Raw genomic sequence first — 19,133 nt, forward strand, 5'->3', positions numbered from 1 at the left:
ATTTACAGAGGGAAGCGTTATCCCGTCAAGAGCTGCGTGCGGTGCGTTGAGTTCGGTCGGCCAATTTTGTACAAAAACACCCCAACCGCTGGTTGCGGTTGGGGTGCGGCTGCGGTGGTTGTGCAGCTTTAGCTAGTTACCCCTGAAAAAGTCCGCATTAGAAAATGTGGACACGGGTGACTTTGATATCGGAGGGGTGGCTTCCCCTGGTGTCCCCGTTCACCTCGTTTTGGAGCATTGTTGCTGCTCTTTGCAGGGTTGCTCGAGAATCCACGGTCAGTGGCCACGGCTTGCGGCGCTTTGCCGAATCGTTCGATATGCGCTTCAATGGCGGGAACAACATAACACAATATTCGCCCTGCGAGATCGCGGCGCCCTTTCAAGGGAATATTACTCCTGAGCCAGCGGTGCTGTGCTTTCCCTGAGAATAAGTCGCGGAGCAATGATAGAGCCTGGGTGGCTTCCGCCTGGATGCTTAATAAGAATTTCAGCGGCCTGAATTCCAAAAAGAAGCATATTCTGGTCTACCGAAGTAAGCCGGGGGATCGACCACTGTCCGGCAGGGTGCCCATCATAACCCATAATACTGATATCCTGCGGCACTCGAAGCCCTAAATCCCCGGCCGCTTTCAAGGCGCCGAGTGCCTTGTAATCGCTTGTCACGAACAAAGCGGTAGGAGGCTGAGGCTGCTTCATTAGCGCCATAAACCCTTCATAGCCCGACTCCCAGGTTTCTTCCAAGGCCTCTTTAACCCAAACCAGATCCGGGTCGTAAGAAATGCTGTAATTATCAAGCGCCATGCGGTAACCCTGAAGCCGGAGTGAAAATTCCATGTTTAACTCTACTATTGATTTTCCCGTTAGAATAATCCCGATTCGTTTATGGCCCAAATCAAGCAAATGCTTGGCAGCCATATACCCTCCCGCCATGTTGTCGCCCGCCACATTCGGTATCTCCAAATCAGGGACATAAAATTGGATCGTAACCAGATATTTCTTTTCCCGCTTCCATTGCTCCATCGTATCCGTCATCTTGGATTGCCTGGTATTCAGCAGAGCAAAAAGTATGTATCCAGCCTCGGTATCATTGGGGAGCAGCGGACTATCACCGATATCCAATATGGAAAAATCGAGGTTATATTTGGCACAAACCTGTTCGATTCCAGTTAGCATAGACATATACAATTGCTGATACAGAATACCGGTGCGGACATGGCTGTGTACGAAATAAACTTTTTTAACCGGTGATGGAATATTCATAAGCGCCTTGCTGGTCTGCGGCCCACTGAATGCTTTAATAAAGCTTCCTTTTTTACGGATGCGTATGACAAAATCTTCATCCACCAGTACAGCCAGCGCCTTGCGTATCGTCATTTCACTTGTACTGTAAATTTGAGCCAATTCCATCTGCGAAGGAATCGGGTCATTGGGGAGCAACTCTCCGCGGCTTATTTTTCGTTTAAAATCATCGGCAATTTTGCGATATAACGGTTTTTTAACGTTTAAGGTCAATGGACTCACTCCCGCATCAACGGCATTGTTGCTTAAAGTATACAGAAATAAGGACCAGTACTCAATTATTTAGGATTTATTTTAATTAATAAAGATATATTGTAATCAAGGATATTTTTATTTAATAAAGATATTTATGTTTTGCCTGAAAATGATAAAATTTTAGACGTAGCCAAGTTTGTATACGCTACCAAAATGAGTATCTAATCAAAAGGAGCTGATTGAAATGAAACAGGAAAAGGAATCGGTTGAGAAGGGGATCAGGCGTAAATGGTGGCAACGCTCATTCCCGATTTCAATGATGATTCTGCTGGCGATTGTCTTTACAACGTCTTCGGCAGCTGCCGCGCCAACCGGTTCATTCAATATTGGTGCCTACTGGCAACCGCCTACTGCAGGACCAGCTTATTCGACTGACATGAACACGAACGCTAACTGGTTAGCGATTAAAAACGCCAATATCGATACCGTGATGGCAATTGAATCAGAAAGTTTGATGACCAAAGCTACAAATGAAAGCGGTATCAACTTTAGCAATGCCAACAATGTTACACTTATGGCAACGGATGGAGGAATTTACGGCAAAGAAACTTTCACTGCCGCTGATATTACAGCGTTGAACAACAAAATACTTCCCTACAAAAATGATCCTCGAGTCAAAGGTCTTAATCTCAAGGACGAACCGGGCGGATGGAATTTGGAAGGATATGCGAACACCTATAAACAAGCCAAATTGTTTGCTCCTGATTTATCCTATTATGTCAACTTGCTTGCTTATAAAGCTGAAAGATCCGAAAGTGATTCTTTAGGGGCTCCAGGCGGAAAGCTGTTTCTTAGTAATTCGGCCGCAAGAGGAAGCGGTACTTTTGTTACAGCACAGCAGTCGCTCGGTCAAACATTCAAGATGCCTGCCGATGTCAGTTATCTACACAGCATGCAATTTTACCTGGATGCTGTTCAGTGGTCAAGCAATGAAATGCTTTCATTGAAAATATGGGACAGTCCGGCAAAAACCACCAAGCTTGCGCAAGCTGATGTATGGGGATATGCCAGTGCCACCACGGGTCAGCAATATAAATATTACCCGATATTTACATTGGATGTTCAACTGACGGCAAATACGACTTATTATTGGGAACTGACTCACAATGGCGGCGGCGACAATTCCGTTGGTTGGGTGACTTCATCACCAACCGGTACCAGCACGAATCCGGATGGTACTGCTTACGTAAATGGAGTGGTTAAAAATTATGATTTCTACTACAAACTATATACAAGACGACCGAATACGCCGGATATAAAGGTCAATCCGCCAGTGGGCAGTGGCGATTACATTCGTTCCAATCAATCGTTCGGCCAAACCTTTACAACATCTTCCAACGTCAACCGTTTCTTATATTATATTCAACCCTATATCGATCCTGTTCTTTGGAATGGTCAAGCTCTGACGATTACCCTATGGGACAGTCCGTCCAAAACGAATAAGATTGCCGTATCAAAAACGCTCACTTCATCAAACTCCGGACTTATGCCGATTTTTTATATTGCTGCAAAATTGAGCTCAAATACGTCATATTACTGGGAGATTACAAGCAACTCCAGCTCTAATGTAGGCTGGATGGTATATTCTTCATCCAGTGTATACGCAGGTGGAACAGCTTATAAGAATGGGGTTCAGCAAGCGAATTCCGATATATGGTTTAATGCCCGCTTCGGCAGCGAATACGAGAACTATGTGGATGACTGGGTAGACTATAGCGGTGCCGACTTTATTCAATTCGATAACTATCCATTCATGGGCGGCCCGAGCGACGATGCCAATTATTTTCTCAATATTGAGCTGATTCGCGACAGAGCGATTGACAAAAATGTGAAGTACGGCGCATTCCTCCAATCCGTAGGGATCACAGACAGCAACACGGGGGCTGTAAGATATCGCAATCCAAACCTGAATGAAAAGCGATATAACGTATATACTCACCTGGCTTATGGCTTTAAAAATATGTATTGGTTTACGTATTGGCGTCCGCAAACAAATGGCTGGGGTGAAGTATTTAACGGCTCGCCTGTCGATTTTAACGGAACTCAGTTGGCGGCATACGCGCATATTCAAACTTTAAACAGTGAAATGAAGAATTTGGGGACAACTTTAAAGGATTTGACATCCCAAGCTGTCTATCATACTGGGCTTAATAAGCCCCGGGGAACGACCGGCATCCCGGCCAGCTTCTTTATCAGGCCGCAGGATATGAATGAAACAACGGTAACAGGTTACTTCACCAACACACACGGGCGCAAATACATTATGTTGGTAAATCGCGAGTATAATTTCGTTAAGACCAATATTCCCTTTAACTTAAATCCAAAACCGGCCACGTTAACGGAAATCTCAAAGACTACCGGAGCTGAGGTCCCGCTCGTGCAAGGCACTTATACAGCCGGTACCGGTGTTCTGAACATCACTTTGGCGCAAGGTGAAGGAAGATTGTTTGCACTGCCGATCGGGTATTAAATTCAATAATGTATCATGGAAGAGGCGCTGTTATAGGCCTCTTCGCTTGTTTGTACTCAGAAATAGCGTGTGAAACAGCACCGCGAAAACCGCTTTATTGGGCAACGCTGCCGGAAGCTGTCCGCAAGTTGCCGGCGGAACTTGCCTTCATCGATTAACTGTTAGACGATGAACATTTTCTTCAGCCATTTGTGGAACTGCACCCAAAGGCAAGAAAAGCGGTCGTTCAACCTATGGTCAAGGGCTACGGCCTTTACGAAGGGAGTCCGTCCGATGACGAATTGCTGATTCCGGCGGTAGAGGCGCATACGAAACTTTATCAGGAGCAACTAGCTAAGCGCACGTGCCGAAACATATTCCTCGCCCACCGATACGGCAAGCCTGTACATCTCCTGAAAGGGAATCCCATTCTCTCGTGCCGCTTTTGCCACATCCTCGTATTCGGGGGAAAAGCGGAATACCCGGCCATCCCGGATCGCCAGCTTCATTCGGATGGAACCGTACCCGGTTGTGACAACAGCCATCTCCCGCTTCAGAATCCGTCTGGCCCATTTCGTCCGGCGTAAGCCAAGCGTAGTCGTCTCCAGCAGCAGCGTGTCCTCACAGCGCTGCAGTGCGGCTTCAGGCGTCAATACGGTGACCAGGGTCGCCGGACGGTTCTTCTTCATATAGACGGGCGTATAAAACACATCTACAGCTCCGGCCTCGAACAGCCGGTCCATGACGTACCCCAGCGCCTCGCCTGTCATATCGTCCAATTGCGCTTCGATGACCATAATGGAATCCTCGTCATCGGTGTTTGCCTGCTCCATCAACAGCGCCCGGATCACATTGGGATGGGCGAATTCCTTGGTTCCTGCGCCATAACCGATTCTCTCAATCGCCAGAGCCGGCAGATCGCCGAAGCCTTTGGCAAGTGCCTTCAAAATCCCGGCGCCGGTCGGCGTTGTCAGCTCGCCAGCCACATCCAGCTTGGCAAGTGGAATGCCAATCAGTATTTCCGCTGTTGCCGGAGCCGGAATCGGATACAGGCCATGCGCCATCCGGAGTTTTCCGTGGCCGGTTGGCACTGGAGAAGCATAAATCTCGTCAACACCCAGATCCTCCAGAGCGAGACAAACGCCGATGGTATCGATAATGGAGTCCATTGCCCCCACCTCATGAAAATGAACCTCTTCCGGACTCATTCCATGAATCTTCCCTTCTGCCTTGGCAATGGTCTGAAAAATGGCCGTACTGCGCTGCTTCACCCGTCCAGGCAGGGAACTCTCCCCGATCATCCGCAAAATATCCGACGCCTTGCGGTGATGGTGGTCGTGATCATGTGAATGCTCATGCCCGTGGCTGTGACTGTGATCATGATGGCTGTGACCATGATCGCCATTATGGGTATGCTCATGGCTGTGGCTATGGGCGTGGTCATGGCTGTGATCGTGATCATGAGTATGCTCATGACTGTGGCCATGGCTGTGATCGCCATCATGAGTATGCCCATGACTGTGACTGTGATCGCCATCATGAGTATGCCCATGTCCGTGGCTGTGGTCATGGCTGTGGTCATGTTCATGACTGTGGTCGCGATCATGACCGTGGCTGTGGCCGTGGTCATGGCCATGATCGTGATCATGAGTATGTTCATGACTGTGGCCGTGGCTGTGATCGCCATCATGAGTATGCCCATGACTGTGACTGTGATCGCCATCATGAGTATGCCCATGTCCGTGGCTGTGGTCATGGCTGTGGTCATGTTCATGACTGTGGTCGCGATCATGACCGTGGCTGTGGCCGTGGTCATGGCTATGATCGTGATTATGACGGTGTTGGCTCAGTTGCGAACCATCCCCTTCATGTTCCATGCCTTGCCCGCCGATATGCAGGCGCAGCTTCTTCGCCGAAATCCCTTTTTTGATGACGGAATCGACAGCCACGCTGAAAGGATCAATGGGCAGCGCCTTCAGATGGCCTTCAATGTAAGAGAGGTCTGCACCCAAGTCGATTAATGCCGCTAGTGTCATATCTCCGGCAATACCGGAAATACAGTCCAAATAAAGTACCTTCACTGTGTTCCCGCCTCCATCACCAGTTGTAGAATAATTGCCGCCTGATATCCGGCCCCGAATCCATTGTCGATATTAACCACGGTGACTCCTGCCGCACATGATGTCAGCATGGACAGCAGCGGAGTCAGCCCCTGAAAATGAGCCCCGTACCCGACCGAGGTCGGCACAGCGATGACCGGCCGCCGGACCATGCCGCCCACAACGCTTGCAAGCGCCCCTTCCATGCCCGCGACCACGATCAGCACGTTGGCCTCCCGCAGCTTATCGCGGTAGGCCAGCAAACGGTCAATGCCGGCAACACCGACATCATAAATCTTCTCCACCTCACAGCCCATCCATTGGGCTGTTCCCGCCGCTTCCTCGGCAACCGGCACATCGGATGTTCCCGCACAGAGAACGAGAACCTTACCCGGGAAACGCACGGAAGGCTCTCCCACTGTGATCAGGCGGGAAGCCGGATTATATGCCGCATCCGAAAAATCCTCCCGTACAGCGCTTGCCATCTCTTCCGTCGCAAGCGTCACCAGCGCCTTGCCATGGGCTTGCATCAGACGCTCCACAATGGCCCTCACCTGGGGAACGGTTTTCCCTTGGCCGAATACCACTTCCGGAAATCCCGTTCTTGCTTCTCTGCCATAATCGACCTTGCTGAAGCCCAGGTCTTCAAATTCATTCAAGCTGTCCATTTATTTAAATCCTCCTGCCAAGATGTTCCGTTCATTAAATCAGATAAAACCTGCCGGTTGGCACTCTCACTCCGCTCCTGCTCCGACCTTCAGCCCCTGGTTCATGCTTCCGCTGCGGTAACCGACCAGGTCCAGCGTGACATAACCATACCCGTATGATTTCAGCGCCGCCGCGATCTCTTCGAAATGGCTGACCACGACCGGCATTTGCGACGGCTCCACCTCAATTCTGGCGATTTCGCCATGGGTGCGCACTCTGACCTGACGGATGCCGAGCGCTTTAATAAACGCCTCCGACTTGTCGATCTTGGTCAGCTTCGTCTGCGTAATCGTTTCGCCGTAGGCGATTCGGGATGACAGGCAGGCAAAGGACGGCTTGTCCCAGGTATCCAGCCCAAGCTCCCTGGATAATGTCCTGATCTCGTCTTTAAACAGATTCGCTTCGGCAAGCGGACCTCTAACGCCATGTTCCTTGGCTGCCTGAATGCCCGGGCGGTGCTCGTTCATATCATCGGCGATGAGGCCGAACACGATATTCTTATAATTCTTCTCGGCCAGAATCGGCGTTAAATGTTCGAACAGGCTCTTCTTGCAAAAATAACAGCGGTTGGCATTATTCTCGCTATAGCCGGGTATTTCAAGCTCCGAAGTCTCTATAACCTGATGCGGAGCTCCCATCTGCTCCGCGAGCTTTCTGGCTTCAAGAAGCTCTGCCGAAGGGTAGGTTTCGGAATCCGCCGTAACCGCCAGCACCTTGCCGGCTCCCAGCTCATCTAGTGCCACCTTGAGCAGGAACGTGCTGTCCACTCCGCCGGAGAAAGCGACCACTACGCTGTCCATCTCCCTGAGCATGGCTTTCAAAGCTTCCAATTTCTGCTGCAGCATGCCGGTTCTCCTCTCCTCTTTTAAGATCCTCGTATTCTTTATCTTAAGCAATGGATGTCGGGGATTCGAATATGGACGTATAGCCGCTGATGGAGCTTAGAATCCGCGCCGCTTCTTCGTCGTTCATCGAGCCGAAACGCTCCACCGCATCCACGATTTTAGGAAACAGATGAATATCGCCCGCACTGGCAAACCCGGCAACGCCGGGGAAAGAAAGCACAAAATGCACACAGGCATCAATGACCTCCTGCTGGTCGAAAGGCTCGTACCAGGTGGCGTAATTGCGTTTCTGCTGCTCACCCCAAGGCGCCTTGGCCACAGCTTTGATGACCCGCACGGCGGTATCCTGTTTGAGCGCTTCCCGCATAAGAGCATCGAAAGCCGCCCGGTATTCCGGCATCGAATACATATAATAATTGAGCGGCAGCAGAACGGTCTCGAACGGGAAACGCCGGAGTGCTTCCAGATGGGTGGCAGGCGCTTGATGGCCATGACCGGTAATGCCGATCGCTTTCACAATGCCTTCGTCCCTGGCCTCCAGGGCCGCTTCCAAGGCGCCCCCTTTTTCCGTGCAGCGGTCGAGCTCCTCAAGAGTGCCCACGGCATGCAGCTGAAGAAGATCCACGTTATCCACCTTCATCCGTTCCATCGAGCGGTATATTTCTTCTTTCGCTTTGGCTTTGGAGCGCTCCCCGGTCTTGGTCGCCAGGAAGATATCACCTCGGACGCCGCTTATAATCGGTCCCATCCGCAGCTCCGCATCGCCATAGCTCGCCGCGGTATCAAAATGATTAATATCATGCTTCAATGCAAATGAGATAGACTCGTCCGCTTCTTCCTGGGTAACATTCCCCAAGCTGGCAGCCCCGAACATCACGACCGATCCTTCATAACCCAAACGGCCAATCCTTCGCTTCAACATCTTATAACCTCCCAATCGTGGTATTTAAAAGTTTGAAGTGACGTTGATCTTCCCCTCATTATATACCTCATTGAAAGCGCTTGATCAATTTTTTATCGTAAATCACTTTTTTTCTGGCTGGTCCTGCACCAAAAAAAAAGAAACAGCAGACGGCCGTCTCTTCTTCCCATGGCTTATGCTTTGCATTCGCCGCTCCCGATCAGTGCACCGGCCGAAGCGGTCGGGGCCGCGCATCAGCCGTCCGATGGGGCGTACTTCCCCGTGTCCGGCTCGAATGCCGTTCCATTGGACAGGTCCAGCTCTACGTGGCTTGTTCCGCGATCGTCGGTCAGCACGAGCATGCGAGAGCCGACGAGGGGGACACGGTCGGCGCTGGTGCGCATGTGCGCAGAGATGGCACGAGGTGCACCGTCGACGATGTAACTTACCTCGACCCGGAAAATCGGGGAATTGCCGAGCCAGCTGTTCGTGAAGATCACGGCGGTCAGCGTCCCGGTGAATGACGAGCCCTCCACGCGGAGGCGCTCGATGTCCACCTGACGCCGCCGGGCGTGGGCGATCGAGCCGGGCAACCGCAGGAGCGCGATGGCGGCCCAGAGAGCGAAGCCGGCTCCGACGACGGCGCCGAGCTCTGGCGGGATCGTCGGCGACGTCGCGATAGCCTCGAGGTCGAAGGGTCGCGACGGATCGCTTGTCAGCATCCAGAGCAGGAGGACTCCCGCGCATACGGCGAGTCCTCCTGCAACTGCGAGCGTCGCGAACAGGCCGGCGACCCTGGTCTGTCCGAACTGCTCGACCGCTCGCGAGTACACTCCGGCGGTCGCGCTGATCGCGATGTACAGCAGCACCACGGCGACGCACACCGTGACCGGATGGCCGAGGAGCATGCTGATCGCCGGTGTCGGCGCCAGACCAAGCAGGGCGCCGAACGGTACGGAGCCTGTCAGCGCCCACAGCGCAGCGGCTGTGAGCAACCACGGCAGCAGCGGAGTCGCGCTCCCGACGCGGCGGCCCGGCCGGAGCAGCGTCATCCGCCCGCCCTTATCCGTGGTGGAAAACAGCGGCATCGTCTCGATGTGCTCCTGCTGCCCGTGCTTCTGCTGACCCTCCGCAGCATCGCTCATCGGCATGGCCCTCCCGAAGGAGATTCTCGCAGCTCAAGCAGCGGTTGGGTCGTCCCTGCGGCACGGCCAGGTCGATCAGTTGAGATGGATTCCGTTGTTGACGAGATCATTGTTACGGCTGTGGTTCTACGCAGCTCCTGCTCGTACAGCGCCGGCCTGCGGTCCTGGAAAGGAGCAACCGCCCCGCGTATCCGGTTGTCGCGCAGCATGGAGAAATCGGCATGAGCCAACACGACAGAATCCTGATTGCTTTCACCGACGACAACAACGCCCTGTTCCGTAAAAGGAAAATCGCAGGGCGTGAACAGACCGGCCTGGGAGTAACCCGTGTCAATCTGGGGACGACCTTCCACAAGCACACCTACGATGCCGCTTAAAGCAACGAACAGCTGATTTTCGATGGCTCTGGCCTGACAGCAGTGACGAACGCGGAAATACCCGAAAGCGTTATCCGTGTAAGACGGACAGAGGATCAGGTCTGCCCCTTTCTCGGCTGCAATCCGGGACAGCTCGGGAAACTCGATATCGTAGCAGATCAAGATAGCGGCTTTGCCCCAGTCGGTATCGAATACGACCAGCTCCTCGCCTTTCAAGAGCGGCCAGCGGTTCTGCTCCTCTGGCGTCAAATGCAGCTTATCCTGCATTTCCATCCGTCCATCCGGGAAGAACAGAAACGCCTTATTGACAAAACCTTCCTCTTCCCGGCATATATGCGTACCGCCGAGAATAATGATCTGCTGCTCCCGGCTGAGCTTCTGAAAAAATTCCACATATTTTACCGTGAATGAATCCAGATACTGACATGCCTCAAGATGTGTCAGCTCAGGCACAATGCTGAGCAAATGGGCGGTTAAATATTCCGGAAACAGGATCATATGGGCGCCTTGCGCGGCCGCCTCTTTTACTTTTGCTTGTATGCCCGCCCAGAACTGCTCCTCGGATTGAATATTCGTAAGTTCATACTGAACCGTTGCGATTGTCAGGTTTTCCATATCGACCTCCAAAGCTTCAGGAACGAATCTGCAAGGAATAAATATCTGTACGTCGGTCCCTGAACGTCAGTACATCCTTGGATTTACGGAAACGCTGTAGTGTTTCCATATCAACCTCGGCCATCATGACCGTTTCTGTATTTTCACTGCATTCTCCCGCAATGCCATCGCGCGGAAAAGAGAAATCTGCCGGTGTGTATACGCCGGATTGCGCATATTGAATGTCGACATTATCGACATGGGTCAGATTGCCCACTGTACCCGAGGTAACCGTAAACACCTGATTCTCAATCGCACGGGCCTGCGCGCAATATTTGACCCGCAGGAAGGTCTGCCTGTCCTCGGCGCAGAAAGGAACGAAAATTATCTGTGCCCCTTCCTCGGCAACGATCCGGGAAATCTCGGGATATTCAATATCGGCGCTCAGTTGGATCGATATTTTTCCGCAATCCGTATCAAATACTTCCAGAATGGTGCCGCCATTAATCCCCCACCATCTCCGCTCGTTAGGAGAAATATGCAGCTTATACTGCTGGGCGATGGTCCCGTCCCTGCGGAACAGATGAGCCACCGTATACATCCGGTTATTTTGCTCAATGAAATGGGAGCCGCCAATGATATTCACATTGTATTTTACGGCAAGTTGAGAGAATAGCTCCACATACTCCTCTGTATAGGTACTGAGCTTGCGGATCGCCAGACTCGGGGAGCGTTCGTCGAGAAACGAAAGCAGCTGCATCGTGAAATTCTCCGGAAATACGGCAAAATCCGACTTGTAATCGGAAGCAACATCCACATAATGCTCGCACTGCGTGGCGAATTCCTCGAAGGAATCAATCTTCTTCATCATATATTGTATGACACAAATGCGAACGGGAAAAGAGAGTTTATAATGAATTTTACTGACTCCCGGCTTGTATTCGATATTGTTCCATTCCAGCAGCGCCGCAAAATTCATTGAATCCTGGTCATCAGACAAATAATTTGTAATGATCCGCTTGAGCGTAAAGCCGTTCATCATTTGGAAAGTGAGAACGGGATCATAAATATTCTGCTGCAGAACCTCTTCCGCATAAGCCCTTGGAGTCATTTGATGACTGTATTTATGATAACCGGGAATGCGCCCGCCGACAATGATACTTTTCAAATTCAGCTGCTCCGCCAGCTGCTTGCGCGCTTCATACAGCCGGCGGCCGATCTTCATCCGCCGGAAGCCCGGGTGAACCATAACCTCCATCCCGTACAAGCTCTCACCGCGGGGATTGTGGTTGCGGATATAGCCGTTATCGGTTATTTCCGAATAGGTATGCTGCTCCAGATAATCATCGAAATTAACGATCAGGCTTGAACAGGAGCCAATAATCTCGCCGTCCAGCTCTACGCAAAGCTGCCCCTCGGGGAAAACGCGATGGTGGCTTTCAAGCTGGTCAAGCTTCCAGGGATCCATTCCCGGAAAACAAATATTTTGAAGCTCAATGATATTCGCAAAATCTTTTCGCTCAATCTGCCTTATAATTATTTTTTTCTCGAATTGTGAAATCTGCTCGCTTGTCATCAGTTAGAACCCCTTAGTTTAACGGATTATTCTTTATGATACGCCGTTTTCTTCACGGTCATATCAATAGACTATCAATGCTTTGTAAACTTTTGTGCGGAATTATAATCATTCCCCCCTGCTGTCTTTCCTTGTTCAATCAGCATGGTTGCCCTGGACAAAAGCGTGCACCTGGCACAAAGATATGCCGTTATTATATGCAGGGAATCTGAGACCCATTAATTCCCGTTCCCGGCATATCCAAAGAAAACAAAAAAAGGGCTGCCCTCAAAACTGATCGCTGATCAGCTTGAGGCGTCGCCCTGATTTCCTCTCTTGGGCCTGTCCACTCTCAGAACGTTAGACAGGCAGTATAGCTGGCTTGGCTTAAGAAGCTCCAGACCTTAATAAATCCTATCATGACGGGTCATGGCATGCAGCCGTTCATATGTGATGCCCGTTATTCCTGACCTTTGCCGGGACTATACCGGCATCGTTCTAGATCGACCCGTCCCGCGCTGTCGAAGTCAACACCCTCTTCCTGCAAATACAGCCTCTGCAGAAATTTCGCTTCATCCTCCTGCACGGAAATTTCACCCAACCGATTCACTACCCGATGCCAGGGCAGATCATGGGCTTTGCTCATGGAATGCAGGATCCGCACAACCTGCCGGGCTCCGCGGGGGCTCCCGGCGGCTTCCGCAATAGCGCCGTAGCTCATGACGCATCCAGCGGGGATACTTTTGATGATCTGGATAACGCGAAGCGTGAATGGCTCCATTTGTACCTCCTGAGACTGATCTGTTAAAGGATGCCCTGCATCCATAGGTACGCTCTTGGCTAAGAAGCCTTCTCGCCCTTTTGCAGCTGATACATCTTGAAATAACGTCCTCCGAGTGCCATCAACTGTTCATGGTTGCCCCGCTCGACAATTTCGCCGCGGTGCAGCACCAGAATCTGATCCGCCTCCCGGATCGTCGACAGGCGATGGGCGATGATCAAGGTCGTCCGCCCTTCGCTAACCACCTTGAGAGCCTGCTGGATCAGCCCTTCGGTCTCGCTGTCGATGCTGGCAGTCGCTTCATCAAGGATCAGAATCGCGGGATCGAAGGCCAGCGCTCTGGCGAACGAAATCAGTTGGCGCTGTCCCGAGGAAAGCGTACTCCCTCGCTCCACAACCTGCTCGTCGTACCCATGCGGAAGCCGCTCGACGAAAGGCGCCGCGCCCACATCGCGAAGCGCATCTTTCACCCGTTCAAGCGTGATGTCCCTGTTATACAGGCTGACGTTAAATTTGATATCCCCGGCGAACAAATAAGGGTCCTGCAGCACAATTCCCATATGCTTGCGCAGCGCCTGTTTGGAGAAGGTCGAGATATCGCGTCCGTCTATCGTAATCAACCCCTGATCCGGCTCATAGAAGCCCAGCAGCAGATTAATAATGGAGCTCTTGCCGGAGCCGGTATGGCCGACCAGAGCTACGGTCTCGCCTTTATTTGCTTCAAAGGAAATCTGCTTCAGCACATCTTCCCCTTCTTTATAGGCAAAGGTGACATTCTCGAATTTCACCACGCCCTGTGGACGGCTGACCTCTTCCGTCTTCTCCACTTCCGTGCCTTCCAGGTCCATAATGGCAAACACCTTGTCGGCCGAAACAAAGGCGCGCTGCGCGTTCGTCAATTGGTCGAAAATGCCGATAATCGGCTGAAAAATCCGACCTAAATAATCAATAAAAGCATAGAACACCCCGAATGAAATCAGCCCTTCCAGGGAATGACGCCCAAAATACCAGATAACGAGCGCCGTTACGAGACTACCGATCGTGCCCACGATATTACGCGAGGAGAGCGAGAAAATACGAAACTGCTTGATCTGATTCACATAGCGGTCCTCATTGAGCACCTCAAATTCTGCAAGCGTTACTTTCTCACGGCGGAAAGCCTGAATAATCGGCATGACGACAATAGATTCATTGATCATCGCATTCATATCGCTGAGACGGGCCCGCATAATCGTTATGAAGATCTTGGAATATTTCAGATGAACGATCATGATAACCACAAATAACGGCGGCAAGAGCAGGCAATACAGCGCAAGACGCGCGTCCAGAATAAACAAGGCGACGAAAATTCCGGTCAATTGCACCATGCTTACGACAAATGTAGCCATGAAGCTCATAAATAAATCGCGGATTGCCTCCGTGTCATTCGCAATTCTGGATACGACCTGCCCGATAGGCGTATTATCGTAAAACCGCAGCGGGATCCGCTGGATATGCCGCATGACATCCATACGCATATTTTTGATGATTTGCAGCGCCGTCGCCTGCAGAATATAGGCCTGCGAAAAGTTGCTGATGCTGGCGATAAGCAAAAGCCCCATATAACCGCCAAGCAGCAGCAGCACCGGTCCCAATTCACCGGTATCCGGGGTTAAATGTTTATCGATTATCGTCTTCGTAATATAGGGCCCGCCGAGCTCGGCGCCTACCGCAATACAAAGAATGAGCAGTGCGCCGATAATTCTGAATTTATAAACGAGCGCATATGCGAATAGTCGTCTCGTCGTGGATGGTTTGGTCATTCAAGCAAAACCTCCCGAGCATTTACTTTTAAGCTTCCCTGGACACCTGCCTGGTCATCAAGCAGGCCCCAGCCCTGAAGCCCTGATTTCGAAAAAAGGCTTGTTTATCTCAAATGTGCGGCTATTCTTCCAGGCTGGCTTCCATCTGCTGGCGTTCCCACTGCTCTTTATACCAGCCTCCAAGCAGCATCAGCTCCTCATGGGTACCTTCCTCGAGCACCCTGCCATTTTCCAGCACAAGAATCCAGTTGGCATGGCTCACGGCGGACAGGCGATGAGTCGTAATGACCGTGGTCCGTCCGGCGCGAGCCTGGCGGATATGATGAAGGATACGGTTCTCGGTCCGGGCATCCACCGCAGACAAGGAATCGTCGAGCAGCAGAATTTCCGCATCGACCAGAAGCGCCCTCGCGATAGCGAGCCGCTGCTTCTGCCCGCCGGAGAGCATGACGCCATTCTCGCCGACAACGGTCTCAAGGCCCTCCGGCATCTGGGCGATATCGGATGTGAAGGATGCCATCTCAACTGCCCGCTCCACTTCCGCAAGCGTTGCGTCCGGTTTGCCGAGCGCAATATTGTCGCGAATCGATTTGGACAGCAGCAGATGCTCCTGCGGCACATAAGCGACCCAGCGCTTCATTTGATCCAATGCAATATGCTCAACTGGAATATCAGCGACGAACAGCCGGTTATCGTCCACCGGATACTGGCGGAGCAGCTGCTTCAGCAGTGTGCTTTTGCCGCTGCCGGTCTTCCCTACAATCCCGAGCGTTTCGCCCCGTTCCAGCCGGAATGAAATATCGGTCAGGCTCGGGTGATTAGCGGTCGGGTAGGTGAAGCTGAGCCGCTTCATCTCGATGCGGGATGGAATTTCGATGACGGTGGGTTCTACCGGATCCTCCAGGTCAGCCTTCTGCGCCAGCGCGGTCTCCAGGCGATCCGCTGAAGCACTTCCCCGCTGAAGCACGTTAATAAACTCGCCGAATGAAATCATCGGCCAGATCAGCATGCCCAGGTAGATATTGAACGAAATCAGCTGACCCAACGTAATCTCATGTTGAAAGACCAGATAGGAGCCATATCCGATGCCGATGGAGTAGCTTATCCCGACAATGAGCGAGATCAGCGGCTGAAACAGCGCATTAAGGATCGAGACGCGCTTGTTCTTGTCCCTGACTTCCGAGGTCATCGTGTCAAATGCGTTCAGATCATGTTCCTCCTGCACATAGGAGCGGATGACGCGGATGCCGGAGATGGACTCCAGCGCATGATCGTTCATTTTGCCAAAGGAGGCCTGCGCCGCCAGAAACCGGGATCTTACTTTCTTCCCCAGCGAGCTGATAACGACCACCAGGAAAGGCAGCGGAATAAGTGCCGCCAGCATTAATTTGAAGCTGATGAAGGAGATCATGGTTACAATCACGACAGATGCGCCGACAAGCGTATTCACCAGCGTCATGACACCGTAACCGGATGTTTGCCCGATCGCCAGGATATCATTGGTCGCCAACGCCATCAGCTGACCCGTGCTGTTGCGCTGAAAGAAGGCCGGCTTCATCTTCGTTAAATGGGCGAGAAGCCTTCCCCGGAGCAGCTTCTCAATGAGCGCGGAATTTCCAAACAGGGTCGTAATCCATATGTATACCATTCCGTATAAGAGCAATGCCAACCCAACAAGAAGCAGAACGGTCTCATTCAATCCCCCGGAGGTCAGATTTCCCTGGCGGATATGGTCAACCGTGTTTCCTATCATTTTGGGCGGTATGGTGGTCAGTAGGCTGACGGCCGTCATCAGGCTGATGGCAATCGCATAGCTGCCCCATCTCGCTTTAAAAAACCACTGCAGCCGAGCCACGAAAGACAAGGCGTTCCCTCCTCTTTTTTAAAATAGGCTGTAAAAGCACAACCTCATTCGCTGTTCTGCCAATTGGAAAATATCTGCATCTATCATACTAACAAACGTACGTTCCCGTTTCAATTATTTCTTTTAATAAAAAAAAAAGGACAGCGATTCTGCTGTCCTTGCGTTTAACGTTTCTTATTCCGGCTGTTTCTGGATGCACCATGTGCTCATAGAGCGCAAACCCGCTACCTGTACGGTTTTCAGCGGTTCGAACAGCACTCCCGCAAGCAAGGCTGTATAGCTCATGATTCTCTCCTCATCCATGAGAAAACGCGTGCTTCCGTCCGGAAGCTCAAAGCGGCTTTCGCCAAGCGGTTTGATTTTGTTCTCGATGCCAATGGAGGTGGCCAGCCGGATGAACAGTCTCCCCCCGGGCTTCAACACCCGCCACAGCTCATGCAGCATCTGGCTGAAGTGGGTCTCGTTGCGGGCAAAATGCAGAACTGCGCTGCTGATAATAAAATCAAAAAAACGATCGGAAAATTGCATTTGCTCCACCGTTTCGACATTGGCTTGCCCGACCGGCCATTGCGGCGAGAGCAACGCTCCCCGTTCCCGGACAGCGGCTATTGCCGCTTCGGAGCGGTCTATGGCATACACATCATACCCGCTGCGAATCAAATAGGTTAGATTGCGCCCCGAGCCGCAGCCGGCATCGAGAATCCGCATTTCTTTTGTTATGCGTCCTTTCAGCAGCTGGTCAAACAGATAGATGTCAATATCGCCGAACTGTTCCTGCACATTCATGCCGTTGTCTCCTGTTCTTCAACCTTGGTCTCCCGGGAGGGGAAGAGCCATGCGCTTAAATTCTCATCGAATCCGGCCGCCAATTCCTGATCGCCGCCCGGATATCGGCCGGCTTCAGATTCTCCGCTACCGCTCTTTCGCAAAGGGCGGGAAACTCATCATCGCCGGCATTTCGCAGCGCAATGATCTGGGACAGCGAGAGCTTGGGATCCAGGACCCGGCCGGTTAACCGGTGATGCCGGAACTGTTCCTCCATACGCACGATACGGTCCTGCGTTTTGGTCGCATATATGCGGATTCTTGTGACTGCGAACACCAGACATAGAGAAAACAGGAGCAGCAGCAGGGCAAGCGAAACCTGGCTTTCATCCCGGACCGCCTGAATCAGATAAACAATGGACCAGATGAATACGACCATGGCAAGCGGCAGGGTTACGAAATGATAAGACCAATCAAGGCGCAGCGTCTTCCCTTTGTTCTGTCCCTCCATTAACGGCATCCTCCTCAAATATGTATCATTCCTTACTGATTACCCACACTTTCCATCATACCACCCCAACCTCCCCGAAAGGGAGATTTTTCGGATAAGGACATGGCTAAATCGTATGCGTCGGCGGGCAAAAAAAACGAGCCGTCCGTCAGCTGCGGGAAGACTCGTTTTGATGAAGGTTGTACAAAGACGCCCCTATGCATGAGCGGCCTGTACCTTTATTCGTATTCATTAAACGGGTCGGGAATCTCGATCCGGTAAGCCTCGGCGTCGCTGACGCCGACGGATAGCATGGCACGTCCCCCGGGGAGACGCACCAGCCCGCCGCTGAAGATGACATCTTCCAAATCGGGGCGCTTACCCGGACCGACTGGAAAGTCGCCGCGGACGGCAATGATCTTCATCGCCGTTTTCTCGCAAGTAAGGGGATTCAAGGCAAACGTGCAGGAATAATAATGCTTGTTACTCTCTTCATCGAAGCAGGCAATATGCCCAAGTACGCCTATAAGCCCATTCCTGAGCAAATGAGCTTCATTGGCGCCCCCCCACTCCTCGGCGACGAATTGATCCTGAAGAATCTTCGCATCCCGGAACGCCTGCTCGTTAAGATCATCCAGGGATTCAATAATCGTAAACCCAATCTGGCCTCTTCCGCCGCGGGAACCCTGAGGCCGGGTAAATACGCCGATCCGGCCATCGGCGAGCTCAATCAGGCGGATGTCTTTCATGTTGCGCGGTCCGGAAGAAAAATGGCACAGGGAATCGATGTGGGTTCCACGATAAAATTGGGTCGCCCACGAAATAATTCTATGGGGGTTGTCAGCAGCTGTCATGACCTCCACCCCGCCAACCACCAGCTCCCCTTTAATACAGGTCACGCACGGATCCTGCAGGTTATACGTATGGGTATGTGCTCTGGGACTCCACACGCGATCCGCACTTTGCGTGAAGAAGAAAACCTGCGAGAATTCGCTGTCGCGCTCCTCTACTCTGCCCATGATGACGTCTTCCCCGTCATAGTGGAAAGGAGCTGTAATATTGTATACATCACGTCCGCCAACGCCGGCGAACACGAGTTTCTCAACTTTCGTGATTCGCGGCTCGTCATAGAACTTGGACAGCAGCTGCCCGGCGGTTTCCGCTCTTGTTTTTTTAATAATCATTCATATTCTCCTGGTGATCA

At 51.8% G+C, this 19,133-nt stretch carries 15 protein-coding genes; 1 reads left to right on the forward strand and 14 read right to left on the reverse strand.

Annotated features, from left to right (window positions below; translation table 11 throughout):
* Window positions 1–390: 390 nt before the first annotated feature.
* Window positions 391–1,512, reverse strand: coding sequence for a GntR family transcriptional regulator (locus IEY46_RS27860; protein WP_188997347.1), 1,122 nt, complete (start codon window positions 1,510–1,512; stop codon window positions 391–393).
* Window positions 1,513–1,738: 226 nt separating this feature from the next.
* Here IEY46_RS27860 and IEY46_RS27865 point away from each other — a divergent pair, with 226 nt between their 5' ends.
* Window positions 1,739–4,024, forward strand: a complete 2,286-nt coding sequence (locus IEY46_RS27865; RefSeq protein WP_188997349.1) for a hypothetical protein — start codon at window positions 1,739–1,741, stop codon at window positions 4,022–4,024.
* A 329-nt stretch (window positions 4,025–4,353) separates the two neighbouring features.
* Here IEY46_RS27865 and larC read toward each other — a convergent pair whose 3' ends face one another.
* The 13 genes from larC to IEY46_RS27930 all read right to left on the reverse strand — a co-directional run bounded on the left by larC (window position 4,354) and on the right by IEY46_RS27930 (window position 19,113).
* Window positions 4,354–6,039, reverse strand: a complete 1,686-nt coding sequence (gene larC, locus IEY46_RS27870; protein WP_188997606.1) for a nickel pincer cofactor biosynthesis protein LarC — start codon at window positions 6,037–6,039, stop codon at window positions 4,354–4,356.
* 41 nt (window positions 6,040–6,080) lie between these two features.
* The gene (gene larB / locus IEY46_RS27875; RefSeq protein ID WP_188997350.1) at window positions 6,081–6,770 is read right to left on the reverse strand and encodes a nickel pincer cofactor biosynthesis protein LarB; all 690 of its coding nucleotides are present in this window, start codon (window positions 6,768–6,770) and stop codon (window positions 6,081–6,083) included.
* A 66-nt stretch (window positions 6,771–6,836) separates the two neighbouring features.
* Complete coding sequence (larE, locus tag IEY46_RS27880; protein WP_188997352.1) at window positions 6,837–7,655, reverse strand: ATP-dependent sacrificial sulfur transferase LarE; 819 nt, start codon at window positions 7,653–7,655, stop codon at window positions 6,837–6,839.
* 43 nt (window positions 7,656–7,698) lie between these two features.
* Complete coding sequence (locus IEY46_RS27885) at window positions 7,699–8,577, reverse strand: aldo/keto reductase (RefSeq protein ID WP_188997353.1); 879 nt, start codon at window positions 8,575–8,577, stop codon at window positions 7,699–7,701.
* A gap of 233 nt (window positions 8,578–8,810) precedes the next feature.
* Window positions 8,811–9,701 carry a hypothetical protein gene (locus IEY46_RS27890; RefSeq protein WP_188997355.1) on the reverse strand — a complete coding sequence of 297 codons (891 nt, stop codon included), beginning with the start codon at window positions 9,699–9,701 and terminating at the stop codon, window positions 8,811–8,813.
* Window positions 9,698–10,693, reverse strand: a complete 996-nt coding sequence (locus IEY46_RS27895; RefSeq protein ID WP_188997357.1) for a carbon-nitrogen hydrolase family protein — start codon at window positions 10,691–10,693, stop codon at window positions 9,698–9,700. The genes IEY46_RS27890 and IEY46_RS27895 overlap by 4 nt, the downstream gene beginning before the upstream one ends.
* A gap of 16 nt (window positions 10,694–10,709) precedes the next feature.
* Window positions 10,710–12,248: a bifunctional GNAT family N-acetyltransferase/carbon-nitrogen hydrolase family protein gene (locus IEY46_RS27900; RefSeq protein WP_188997359.1), complete on the reverse strand. Its 1,539-nt coding sequence runs from the start codon at window positions 12,246–12,248 to the stop codon at window positions 10,710–10,712.
* Between the two features lie 439 nt (window positions 12,249–12,687).
* A complete protein-coding gene (locus IEY46_RS27905; RefSeq protein WP_188997361.1) occupies window positions 12,688–13,008 on the reverse strand; it encodes an MGMT family protein in 321 nt (106 codons plus the stop codon).
* A gap of 59 nt (window positions 13,009–13,067) precedes the next feature.
* Complete coding sequence (locus IEY46_RS27910) at window positions 13,068–14,810, reverse strand: ABC transporter ATP-binding protein (protein WP_188997362.1); 1,743 nt, start codon at window positions 14,808–14,810, stop codon at window positions 13,068–13,070.
* Between the two features lie 121 nt (window positions 14,811–14,931).
* Window positions 14,932–16,674, reverse strand: coding sequence for an ABC transporter ATP-binding protein (locus tag IEY46_RS27915; protein WP_188997363.1), 1,743 nt, complete (start codon window positions 16,672–16,674; stop codon window positions 14,932–14,934).
* 174 nt (window positions 16,675–16,848) lie between these two features.
* The gene (locus IEY46_RS27920; protein WP_188997364.1) at window positions 16,849–17,460 is read right to left on the reverse strand and encodes a class I SAM-dependent methyltransferase; all 612 of its coding nucleotides are present in this window, start codon (window positions 17,458–17,460) and stop codon (window positions 16,849–16,851) included.
* Between the two features lie 55 nt (window positions 17,461–17,515).
* Window positions 17,516–17,950: a DUF6526 family protein gene (locus IEY46_RS27925; protein WP_188997365.1), complete on the reverse strand. Its 435-nt coding sequence runs from the start codon at window positions 17,948–17,950 to the stop codon at window positions 17,516–17,518.
* 218 nt (window positions 17,951–18,168) lie between these two features.
* Entirely contained in the window at window positions 18,169–19,113 is a 945-nt protein-coding gene (locus tag IEY46_RS27930) for a DUF1861 family protein (RefSeq protein WP_188997366.1), read from the reverse strand.
* Window positions 19,114–19,133 lie beyond the last annotated feature (20 nt).

The sequence above is a fragment of the Paenibacillus nasutitermitis genome (assembly GCF_014641075.1).
GTDB classification, from domain to species: domain Bacteria; phylum Bacillota; class Bacilli; order Paenibacillales; family Paenibacillaceae; genus Paenibacillus_Z; species Paenibacillus_Z nasutitermitis.